Source organism: Bacillus sp. L_1B0_5 (genome assembly GCF_000836715.1).
Classification (GTDB): Bacteria; Bacillota; Bacilli; order Bacillales; family Bacillaceae_G; genus Bacillus_A; species Bacillus_A thuringiensis_S.
In genome coordinates this window covers 1-11,807 of sequence record NZ_JXIS01000150.1, presented here as the reverse complement: position 1 = coordinate 11,807, position 11,807 = coordinate 1, and the positions used below count along the sequence as shown (strand labels likewise).

The following is an 11,807-nucleotide window of genomic DNA, read 5'->3' as shown; positions in this document are numbered from 1 at the left end:
CCCACTGATTAAAGTTTCACTTTATAAAACGAAAGAAGGTGTTTCATATTTGGAATGCCTTTTCTTTATGTTTGCGTTGCTAATGTGGGTGATTAACTGATTATATGCTGTTTATTTTGTAACAGCAAGAACTGGGGTAGGTATCTTTAAAGGTGTTTGACTGTCTGTAGATACCATATTTTATCAAGTGTTATTAGAATATCATAAAACGATAGGGAGAAATACGTCAAATTAGTCATTCCTTCTATAATCTAAGGGGGCGATTTTGTTTTCGAAAAATAATAGGTAAATCATTTGACAATTAAAATAATCTACTTTAATATATGTGCCATAGCATATATATGGTGAAACAAATACATTCATTGTGAATGATTGACTGGTATGCTATATCCTTTTATATCTTAATTTATAGAGGTGATATATGAACTTACATGATTTAATAGGCTATCTTGTTCACCGTACTGACGTGAAAATGACCAATTATTTTACGAAGAAATTAAAGCCGTATGGAGTTACGCCAGAGCAGTGGGGGATCATTAGTGTTCTTTGTAGCCAAAGGAGCACTACTCAAAAAGAGTTGGCGGAAGCTATTGATAAAGATCAAACTACTGTTGTTAGAATGATACAGTCAATGGAGAGAAAAGGGATTGTAAAGAAGGCTTTGAATGACCAAGATAGGCGTTCACATAACCTTTTTTTAACTGAAAAAGGTGACGAATTAAAGAAAACAATCTTGCCTGTAGTGAAAGACGCTCACCATTTTGTTACGAGTAATTTGAGCGAGGAAGAAATTAAAGTATTACAATCGTTATTAAACAAATTGTATGATACACACTATTAATATTTGTTCCTTATTGATGCTATGCTATTCATAAGGAACAAACTTTGTTTTAGGTATTATATATGCTGCAACATATAATTTTTGTTTGTTTGGACGAATGGGAAGATAACTTTATTTTGTATCATATCTGATTCAGGTTCATTTTTTTGCTTAGTACCAGTCAAATTTTCGAATTATATATGCTATAGCATGTAATTTCCGGCCCTTTAATATTGAGAAGGGTAATATAAATTGAAGCGACTTCCATACGGGTAATCTCAGGAAATAGGATAAAGGTAGTGACTACTACCTGAACAATACTGAGTTTTTATCAAATAATAAGAAAGGTGTGATTACTATTTTAATTTTCATCAATATTGTAAAAATAGTGTTGTTTCTGTTCTTTTTAATGACAGGAACGAAAATTATATCCGGGAAAATGGCAGATGAATTCAAACGATTTGGTTTACCTTCGTTTTTTAATTTCTTAACTGGAGCTTTTGAGATTGTAGGAGCGATTGGAATGTTGATAGGAATCTGGATTCCAGTAGTAGCTTTATGGGCAGGATTGTTATTAGGCGGTACGATGCTTGCAGCCGCATTAACTCTAATTGTATTAGCGAGAGATCCTTTTAAGAAAGCAATACCTGCGCTTGTTTTGTTTGTCCTTAGTTTAGGGGTAAGTTTGTATCATATTTTTTAAACATAACTGAAAACTATTAAACTTTCACTTTATGCGTTCAAGTTACTATCGTTTTGTGATTATGTTACAAATAGGGGGATTCTCCAATTAGTGCTTGAATAATAATAGCAATACGAATTTAGACATTACTATCATTCGAATCATGATCAGTAAAAGAATGGGAAGAATTTTTATACAAAGGAATTCCCGATGAATTTTATATTAAAAATAGGAGTGAGTGAAAATGGCATATTTATTACAAGTTGATTTTCCGTTTGAAGGTCCTTATGGTGAAGAAATGGAAAAAGGATTTTGGGATTTAGCAAATAGTATTAACGAAGAAGAAGGATTCCACTGGAAAATATGGACTGAGAATGAAGAAACAAAAGAAGCTGGAGGCATTTATGTATTTGAAGAAAAACAAGATGCTGAAAAATACGCGGAAATGCACAAGAGCAGACTTGAAGCAGCTGGTGTTAAAGATATTAGAGTAAGAATTTTTACCATCAATGAAAATTTAACTAAATTGAATCGTGGTTATATTAAATAATTCCGACAGTCGGAGCAAGCGTAAAAAGGAGGGGGATAATCCCCTCTTTTTTAATTCTTAAATTGATGGTGAGGGGGCTCGCATAAAAAATAAACCTAGTACTATCATGAGATATTTTTTATTTGAACGATCTACAAGACTTCTTGACCAAATATTAGTAAACAATGTTGATTAAGCCCTAATAATATATAAACCAGAGACAGCAATTGCCGATTCTGTTATGTTAAGAACGATTAGGTTTAGAGCAATAATGTAGATTTTTGTTTTACTTTTATCTCAGCAAGTATAACACCGCTTAGAATAAGTAATGCTCCGATATACCCTTTGAGTGACAATACTTCGTTCATGAACAGGTATGCAAATAGTGCAGAAAATACAGGTTCTAATGAAAAAATGAGTCCTGTATGTGTCGGTGTTGTGTATTTCTGTGCCATCGCCTGAATGATGTAGGCAAAAGCACTGCAGAATATACTTAATACCAGTACAGCGATCCAACTTTCTTTAGTGGATGGAAGTTGCGGTTCTTCGAAAATCAGGGCAGAGAGTACGCCAAACCCTCCTGCAAATCCCAACTGAAGAATTCCAAGCTGCAATGTATTGGCAACTTTAGCCGCCCTTCCGGTGACAATAATATGAAAAGCATAAAAGAGAGCAGCGAGTATACAGAGTAAATCTCCAGAATTAAGTGTTAATTGATTATTCAAAGTCAGTAAACCAATTCCAGTCATTGCAACAAGGGAACTAATGATTAGTCTGTAGCTCAGTCGATCCTTAAACAGAACGATAGATAATAAAGGGATAAAGATTACGGTCAAACTGGCTAGAAAACCAGCATTTGAAGCTGATGTCGTTTTTAAACCTAAGATGACTGAAGCAGATACAACGAAAAGTAAAAATCCTAGCATAAAGCCGTATTTTAAGGTGACAAAATGAATTGAACGAAATTGTTTAAAAAAAACAGCAGCACAAACCAAAAAAGCAATACCAAAGCGTAATGCAACAAGAGAAAATGAAGGGACAGTTTCCAATCCGATTTTCATAAAAAGGTAGGAAGTACCCCAGGTCATTGTAACAAGTAAGATCATAAGATTAGCCTTTATTGGTTTCATTTTTAGTTCTCCTTTAAAATTTTTATGTACTTAGTTTAATTGTGATTCAAGTATTAGTAAAACGAATATATGTAATGTTATACTTGAACAAAATTCATACATGAGAAAGTAGGAGAATCGATGAGTCTGACTAAGTTAGAAATCTTTCTGAAGACGGTTGAAATGGGGAACTTATCAAGAGCGGCCGAAGCACTGAATGTGACTCAGTCAGGTGTCAGCCATGCGATTAGAAGTCTTGAATTGGAGTATGGTTTTCAACTGTTATCCCGGAATAAAACAGGTGTTCGATTAACAGAAAATGGTGAGCGTGTTTTAATGTATGTTCGTGAAGTAGTAAATCATAATGAGCGATTGAAGCAAACTGTTGCAGAGATTAATGGGATAGTGGCAGGAACCTTGCGCATCGGAACCTTTACAAGCGTTTCTATTCACTGGTTGCCTGCAATCATTCATCGATTTCACTTGGAATATCCTCGAATTGAAATCAAATTAATGGAAGGTGATTATGGAATGATTGAAACGTGGATTCAACAAGGGGTGATTGACTTAGGTTTTATGTCACTACCGTCGTCGGGCCATCTAGAATCTATTCCACTAAGAAAAGATCGAATGCTATGTGTCCTTCCTAAAAATCACTCATTAAGTAAACAATCTATAATTCAGTACGATCAGCTCGAGAAAGAGCCTTTTATTATGCCTGCTTCTTCATGTGGTTACGATGTTAGGAAAGTATTAGAAGCTGCTAGGGTTCATCTCGATATCCAATTTGAAACCGGTGATGATCATGCGATTGTCGCGATGGTGGAGAACGGGCTTGGAATCAGTGTCATGTCTGAACTCGCATTACAAGGACAATGCGAAAATGTTACGGTTGTGGAATTGGAAGACAAACCTAAACGATCGCTGGGGTTGTCACTTACTTCAATTAAACACGCATTACCAGCGACAAAACGTTTTATCGAACATACCAAAAAATGGCTGGATGGCGATTGAATATATAGGCAAACAAAAGAAAATTAACATTTTATGATATTTAGTCCATATAGTGGTACCTTTTCAAAAGAAGAAATGAACGGGGAAAGAAAAGGACCAACTCACAGAAGATATTCACAAAAGCTCTCCAATTATAAGTATGTAGTTAGTGTATTCATCTTATAACGTATAAAAAGACACTATAGAAAGTGTCTTTTTATACGTTGACATACTATGAAAGAAAATGTAGTGATTAATAATAATTTGTTGGATACTTCTTTGTTAATCCTAGTATATTAATATAGATAAACGTAAATTAAATTTTGAATATATATAGATTTTTTATGTTTGTACACATCGTTCGTCAACTTCTTTTCGTTTTGATAATTTGTTATTCTGATTTGTAATAACGATAATTAACTAGTAAGTTAGAATAAAGATTTAATACTTGCTAAGATTGTAAGTACTCCTACAATAATAACAAATGCATTGCTTATTTTACCTCTATATTGAGCTAATACCGGTACTTTACGGATCGCATACATTGGTAATAGACATAAGATAGCAGCAACTAATGGACCGCTTAGAGCGTCAATGAGCCCAAGAATACTTGGATTTGCATAAGCAACATACCAGCATGTTAATACGACAAAAGTAAGAATTACTGTCTTAACTGTTTTTTCTTCTATATCTTTTCCGCGTGTTTTACCAAATTTGATAATCATGTCACGCATTACTTCATATGATCCTATATAATGGCCAAGGAAAGACTTTGTTATAGCCATAAAAGCAATAATAGGAGCTGCAATCGTAATTACTGGCGAATTAAGTTCATTAGCGAGATAGGATAGGATTGATAAGTTCTGCTCTTTTGCCACTTTTAAATCATCTGGAGTCAAACTCAGTGCGCTGCTCCAAACGAAGAACATAACAACAACGAACGTCATGATATAACAAACTTTTTGTATTTGAGCACATTTAGCATCAGTTGCTTCTATTCCATACGTAGATCTTTGTTTTATCACAAAAGACGAAATCATTGGAGAATGGTTAAATGAAAACACTATGATAGGTAGTATCATCCATATCGTTCCCAAATAACCTGTTCCGGTTGAAGCAGTAGAGACATCTGAAAAACTAAGCATTGATGTGTTCCACTGAGGAATTAGAGATATTGCGATAAATAGTAGAGAAGCTATGAAAGGGTATACTAGCAAGCTCATAATTTTTACAGTGATATCTTGACCGAAATTTAGTATAGCGATAAGACCCAGTACTAAAACAAGCGATAAAATGGCTCTTGAGGGCTCTTTCATATGTAATTGATTCACAATAAAACTACTTGCAGTATTTGTAAGTGCAACTGAATACATCAAGACAATTGTATAAGTTGAGACGAAGTATACGATGTTAAAAATAATACTCGCCTTATTTCCGAAATACTCTCTTATTGTACCCGTAATTCCCTCATTGGCAGAATTGGAAGCATATATCATTTTAGCAAGCGCTCTATGTGAGTAATACATAACTGGATAGGCAAGTAATGTAATGAGTAATAATGATAATAAACCACCTGAACCTGCATTAATTGGTAAAAAGAGTACTCCTGCTCCAATCGCTGTCCCGAAAAGGCTCAATGCCCACGTAGTATCTTGCTTATGCCACTTTTTAGGATCCAAATATTTCTCGTTTGTAATCACAGTATTTTCAGATTGCAATTCTATTTTTTTAGCAGTATTCCCATTCATATAATAAATCCTCCTTGTATCCTATTCTTAAGTCTTAGGAATATAAGTCGTTCTGGAAAATGAATCTCCTACAAGTTCCTCAAATCGTGTGTTCTTCTCTAATTGAATCTAAAACCTAATGTTTGTGAACGCTTTCAAAATCTTTTGATTGTAGATGGGTATATTTAAGTGAATAAGGATTAAAAAATTGTAAGTATGTCCAGAATTCCCCCTAAAACTATTGCTTTTAATTCGTGAGACATCTGTCTTCCATCCCTTTATATCGCTTCAATAACCTCGTCAACATTGTAGACATTGCTAAGGCATAGCTAATGCGATGTCTTTTGCTACTAAAGAATTTTTAATGAATTTTCTTTTTGATTACACACCTTTCTTTGAGTGATTTTTTCATCTTGTCCAATTTTAGAAAGTTGATATTTTCTAAGGTGCTAATAGGTTATCCCTAGACGTCCCTATTATAGCTTGTATATTTATAAGTTAAATATTTTTGTATTTTAAGAAAAAATGAACAAACAGAATTTTGAATAGGTAATAAATTCAACATTACATGTAGTATTTGTGTCTAATGTTTGAAACTGTATTAGTTAGAGGGAAATCAGCAGTAATACAGGGGTTCTTACATTTTCACATTGTTTATATTGGTAATCTCTTGTTGAGATACCTATATTTCTCTTTTTTGAAATATCTTATTTTTAGCGTGAAAGCTGTTGTAATAAATAATACATATAGATGATAGGAACTTATGTTAGGACATGTATAGGTGAGATGTTGAATGTTAAATAGTTAATTTGTATTTAAATTCATTTTTCGAAATAAATAAACTTTTATGTGAAGTCAAATTCCTATCAAATTAATACAACTAAATGTTATTAAAATAAAAAATAATCAATTATAAAAGTAATTTTGAACGTAAGGAATTTGTAAGGAAGAGGTAAGAAAAAAGAGATTTTCATTGTGTAAGATGAAAATGTAAAGAAGAGTGAGAGGAGAAAAATACTATATATTTCTATAAAAAACAAATCAATTAATAAGACTTGTTTGGAGGAAAAGAGACATTACAGATTCAATGTTGTCCTTTTGCAGTGGGTTAAGAAGAAAGCTGTGTGATTAGTTCCAAACAGCAAATAACCATTTATACAATATGAATAGGGGAGAGGATTATTTTGATGAAAAAGCATAGTCAAATTACATGTACAGGTTTAGCTCTTTTAATAACTGGAGGTTCCCTGTTTTATACACCTCTAACCTCAAGTGTAAAAGCGGAGTCCATTCAAAATGTATCTAACTCGTTACAAACAAGCAATCAAAGAGACCGTAATTCCGTCAAGGAGGCAATGCGGGATACATTGAAACTAGGATATCCAGGGATACTTGCTAAAACTTCTGAGGGTGGAAAAACATGGAGTTATGCGGCTGGTGTAGCGGATCTAAGTACCAAGAAACCAATGAAAACAGATTTTCGATTTCGAATTGGCAGCGTGACAAAGACGTTCACTGCAACAGTTGTACTTCAATTAGCAGGAGAAAACCGCCTAAATCTAGACGATTCTATTGAAAGATGGTTGCCTGGTGTCATTCAAGGAAATGGATATGATGATAAACAGATTACTATCCGGCAATTATTGAATCACACAAGTGGTATCGCTAATTACACAAGGTCAAAGGATTTTAATATGATGGATACAAAAAAATCCTGTACTGCTGAAGAATTAGTAAAGATGGGAATATCCATGCCTCCAGATTTTGCTCCAGGAAAGAGTTGGTCGTATTCAAATACAGGATATGTATTACTAGGAATTCTTATTGAAAAAGTAACTGGGAACAGCTATGCGGAAGAGATTGAAAATCGAATTATTGAACCACTTGAATTATCAAATACATTCTTACCTGGAAATTCAAGTGTGATTCCAGGAACTAAGCATGCCCGTGGATATATCCAATTAGACAGAGCAAGTGAGCCAAAAGATGTTACTTATTATAACCCAAGTACGGGGAGCTCGGCCGGAGAGATGATTTCTACAGCTGATGATTTAAACAAATTCTTTTCCTATTTACTTGGGGGCAAATTACTGAAAGAACAGCAACTAAAGCAAATGCTTACAACAGTCCCTACAGGAGTAGATGAGCTTGGCGATTCCGGGCTTGGAATTTTCAAAATGAAGCTTTCAAACGGTGAATCGATATGGGGGCATGGAGGAACCTTTCCTGGCTTTTTAACTTTTGCTGGAGGCACACTTGGAGGCAAGCATACATTGGCAGTCAATTTGAACAGCCTTAAAGCTGATAGTCCTCATCCTTTTAAAAATATTTTACTCGCTGAATTTAGCAAGTAGTCTAAAAGTAAAAACGGGTAAAATTTATCATATTTTCATAGTTAAACAAATTAATCATGAAAACGATCAATTATTTAAGGAGGTAATTCCGTGATGAAAAATAAGCTAACTGGTGTGTTAGCTACTGCATTAGCGGTAACTATGATTCTACCAACAGGAGCGAAAGCATTTTCTGAAAGTAAGACTACTGTTGTAACTGGTGAAGAAGTAGCTAGTCAGGAACTGAAGAAGATTGCAGCAGAGAAGGCGGAGCTACTTACAAAGTCTCATGAAGCGAATAGCGTGCAGTATGCACTAATTGATAATGGAAAACTTATTTTGTCGGGTCAGGCTGGCAAGAACGATTTGGAAGGGGAAAAGCCGCTAACCAAAGATACTTTATACGGGATTGGTTCAGTTAGTAAAATGTATGCAACAGCGGCTGTAATGAAATTGGTCGATGAAGGAAAAGTCGATTTGGATGCTCCTGTTGTCCGCTATGTTCCTGATTTTAAGATGAAAGACGGTCGATACAAACGTATTACACCGCGTATGTTATTGAATCACTCCTCTGGATTGCAAGGTTCTACGTTAGGTAATGCATTTTTATTTAACGATAATGATACCTATGCCCATGATACCTTGTTACAGCAATTGTCAAATCAAAACTTGAAGGCGGACCCTGGTGCTTTCTCGGTATACTGTAACGATGGCTTTACGCTGGCCGAAATTTTGGTGGAAAGAGTTAGTGGTATGAGCTTTACTGAATTTCTACATCAAAACTTTACAGGGCCTTTAAAGATGAATCATACGAAAACGCCGCAGAACAAATGGAGGGATGAAAATCGGGCTGGACTATATTACCCGGCGTACCAAGGACAACTTCCAATTGAATCGGTGAATGTTATTGGTACGGGAGGCATATCTTCCACGGCAGAAGATATGGTGCGATTCTCACAACTATTTATGGGACAGGGAAAAGGAATCCTCTCTGATAAGGTAGTTAAGGCAATGGAGCAAGAGGAATATAAAAAAGGAATGTGGCCGGGGGCTGGCGAGAATATTTTTAACTATGGTCTTGGCTGGGATAGCGTGAAACTATACCCATTCAGTGAATATGGGATCAAAGCTTTGGCTAAGGGCGGCGATACGGCATTGCAACATGCTATATTAGTCGTGCTTCCGGAACAGAAAATAGCAGCGGCTGTATTGTCATCTGGTGGACGGAGCTCTACAAATCAACTAATGGCAACTGAATTGCTACTCGCCACGCTTAAAGAAAAAGGTACTATTAAGGAGATCAAGCCGAACAAATCCTTTGGCAAGCCGGTCAAAGTCAAAATGCCTCAAGGCGTAGCAAAGAAAGCAGGATTTTATGGCAATAGCGAAACTCATTTCAAAATTGAAATTACGAAGAACGGTGAACTATTCTTATCATCTAATCCAGAAGAAAAATATGTATATACTGCTGATGGAAGCTTTATTAATGAGGGGGGTACTTCCAAGCTCAACTTCGTAACCGAGAAGAATGGAAGAACTTATTTGAAGGAGAGCGCATATAAATCTCATCCAGGTTTAGGGCAAAGTGTGATGACTCACTATTTAGCTGAGAAACTAGAAGACAACGTGCTTTCGAAGAAAACCGCTGCTGCATGGGCAAAGAGGGAAGGTGTCAAGTTTTATCGTGTAAACGAGAAATTTAGTTCTATTCAATATCTTGTTCAGTCGAAACATCTTAGTACTCAAATTACTCGCAAGGAAGGCCCAGCAGGCTATTGGGATGGCAGAAAAATTACAGGTCCGAATACCGCGGTGCATCAGATCCAAGTACCCGTGATGAATGGTCGTGATACGACGGAAACGCATTTCTATACAGAAGGCGGCAATGAATATATGGAGATGGCTGGATTGTTATACGTAAGTGAATCTAATGTAAAACCAATTGATGTAGGCCAATCATCCAAAGTTACGTTGGATGCAAATGGGGATGCGAAATGGTTTACAATTCCACAAGCGGCAACAGACAAAAGGATGACCGTGACGCTGCCATCAAATGGTTCATTTGCGGTGTATGATGAGAAGGGAGTTTGCGTCAACTTCACCATTGTGAGTGGCAATAACAAGGTGGAACTTCCGAAGAACGGAACAATCGTATTCGCTGGGGCACCGAAATCGGAATTTGCAATCTCGGTGAACTAGCTACAATTTAAGATGATCTTAAACAAAACCAGTACGGTACAGAAAAGATGTATTACTGGTTTTGTTTGTATTTATGCATTCTCAATGAAAAAACTTGAATAATATCACGCTCAAGCACTATAAAAACATCAAAACTAGAAAATTAGTATCTCTAGAAGATGTACAGTTTTTTGGGAGTTGAATAATTTTAACAGCGTAGAGAGATTAAATTTCTACTCTTTTTCTTCTTAATTGGGGTACGACCTCAATTAAGAAGGTTTCTTCAATTAATAGAAATGTATGTACATACACATTGTATTTTTATTCCATAACTTTTAAAATTTTGTTCACGATAGTTTGATATTGTAAAAAAGAAAATATGTGGCACGACATCACTTTGTTTCTTATACAGCTTTGTAATTAAACTATAATATTGTATTTTTTCTTCATTATTGAAATTAGTAATAATAAAATGTATTATTGAAAAGCACAATTTATAATTCAAGTAATCAAGCATATGTACCTATAATAATTTGAACATTCAGAAATTATAATATTGTCTAAAAACGAGGTGAGATTCATAGAAACAGTACATATTAAGTGGTATGGCATGTATAGTATAAATGACTTTTATAATAGGGAAGAAGCTTCTAAGAAGGGGATATTTGCAATCTCTAGAGTATATGCTAAGAATGTAACATTGCTCTATATAGGACAAACCAAAAGAAGCTTTATACAAAAGATAAGAGAACTTAATAAAGAGTGGACTTTTGAGGAGAGCGAATTAAAGATTACATTAGGAATAATAGAATTTCCTAGTGGTGAAATTTACTCTGAAAAGAAGGTAAAAGAGATAAAATCTCTTTTGATTTTACGACATACCCCATTAGAAAACGAAACATCTTTATTATACTATAGAGGGAAATTTAATTTTAAAATTATTAATAAGGGAAGAAGAGGTTTAATTGTTAAAAAGCTTTCTACAGGAGATCTAATGTGGACGTAATTGGAATCACCTTTGAATAAAATTGAGGGTTTCTTAAGTGCAGAAGCTTATCAATTTTTAATGTATTAAACTATTTTGAATAACATATGTCAGATACTTGAAAAAACACAAATTTTATTATGATATGAAATCCTGTATGGAAAGTGTAGTTTATTTCTATTGTTTAATAAAAATATTAAGAATTTTAGGGATAATACATAAAGAGTAGAGGCGAAAGTAAACACGGAGGTTTGAAGAATGGGACAAGTAAGCAGATTTCAAGAAAAACAACAGAATCGTCGTCAAAAGGCAATTTTTAATATTGCATTTACTTTGGTATTAGTGATAGTTGGTATAGTGACATACCAATTGTTTACCCCTTCTAATACATCAACGAAAGCAATTGCTCAAGAAAAGAAAGTAACAAAGATAGAAGAGAAGAAAACTGAAG

General features: G+C 34.7%; 9 protein-coding genes and 2 pseudogenes. 8 read left to right on the top strand and 3 right to left on the bottom strand.

The features are described 5' to 3' along the window. The first annotated feature begins 421 nt into the window (after positions 1-421). The 3 genes from RT27_RS30410 (at position 422) to RT27_RS30400 (ending at position 2,052) form a co-directional block, all read left to right on the top strand. The gene (locus tag RT27_RS30410) at positions 422-841 is read left to right on the top strand and encodes a MarR family winged helix-turn-helix transcriptional regulator (RefSeq protein WP_001048563.1); all 420 of its coding nucleotides are present in this window, start codon (positions 422-424) and stop codon (positions 839-841) included. A 331-nt stretch (positions 842-1,172) separates the two neighbouring features. Further along, positions 1,173-1,523: a DoxX family protein gene (locus RT27_RS30405; protein ID WP_043939997.1), complete on the top strand. Its 351-nt coding sequence runs from the start codon at positions 1,173-1,175 to the stop codon at positions 1,521-1,523. Between the two features lie 223 nt (positions 1,524-1,746). Further along, positions 1,747-2,052, top strand: coding sequence for a monooxygenase (locus RT27_RS30400; RefSeq protein ID WP_043938887.1), 306 nt, complete (start codon positions 1,747-1,749; stop codon positions 2,050-2,052). An 87-nt stretch (positions 2,053-2,139) separates the two neighbouring features. On the opposite strand, the pseudogene RT27_RS35985 reads toward RT27_RS30400, so the two are convergent. Then, a pseudogene (locus RT27_RS35985) lies at positions 2,140-2,310 on the bottom strand (MFS transporter); the annotation flags it as partial. Beyond that, positions 2,292-3,161, bottom strand: a complete 870-nt coding sequence (locus tag RT27_RS30395; RefSeq protein ID WP_043938886.1) for a DMT family transporter — start codon at positions 3,159-3,161, stop codon at positions 2,292-2,294. The pseudogene RT27_RS35985 and the gene RT27_RS30395, both read right to left, overlap by 19 nt. Positions 3,162-3,281: 120 nt before the next feature. Here RT27_RS30395 and RT27_RS30390 point away from each other — a divergent pair, with 120 nt between their 5' ends. After that, complete coding sequence (locus RT27_RS30390; protein ID WP_043938884.1) at positions 3,282-4,154, top strand: LysR family transcriptional regulator; 873 nt, start codon at positions 3,282-3,284, stop codon at positions 4,152-4,154. Positions 4,155-4,561: 407 nt separating this feature from the next. Here RT27_RS30390 and RT27_RS30385 read toward each other — a convergent pair whose 3' ends face one another. Next, positions 4,562-5,881, bottom strand: coding sequence for an aromatic amino acid transport family protein (locus RT27_RS30385; RefSeq protein ID WP_043938883.1), 1,320 nt, complete (start codon positions 5,879-5,881; stop codon positions 4,562-4,564). 1,166 nt (positions 5,882-7,047) lie between these two features. Here RT27_RS30385 and RT27_RS30380 point away from each other — a divergent pair. The 4 genes and pseudogenes from RT27_RS30380 to RT27_RS30365 form a co-directional block, all read left to right on the top strand. Then, positions 7,048-8,214 carry a serine hydrolase domain-containing protein gene (locus tag RT27_RS30380; protein WP_043938881.1) on the top strand — a complete coding sequence of 389 codons (1,167 nt, stop codon included), beginning with the start codon at positions 7,048-7,050 and terminating at the stop codon, positions 8,212-8,214. 93 nt (positions 8,215-8,307) lie between these two features. After that, the gene (locus RT27_RS30375) at positions 8,308-10,392 is read left to right on the top strand and encodes a serine hydrolase domain-containing protein (RefSeq protein ID WP_043938879.1); all 2,085 of its coding nucleotides are present in this window, start codon (positions 8,308-8,310) and stop codon (positions 10,390-10,392) included. Positions 10,393-10,942: 550 nt separating this feature from the next. Beyond that, positions 10,943-11,377, top strand: a complete 435-nt coding sequence (locus RT27_RS30370) for a sodium:proton symporter (RefSeq protein WP_140163706.1) — start codon at positions 10,943-10,945, stop codon at positions 11,375-11,377. Positions 11,378-11,614: 237 nt separating this feature from the next. Then, positions 11,615-11,807: pseudogene (locus RT27_RS30365) on the top strand (DUF1510 family protein); the annotation flags it as partial.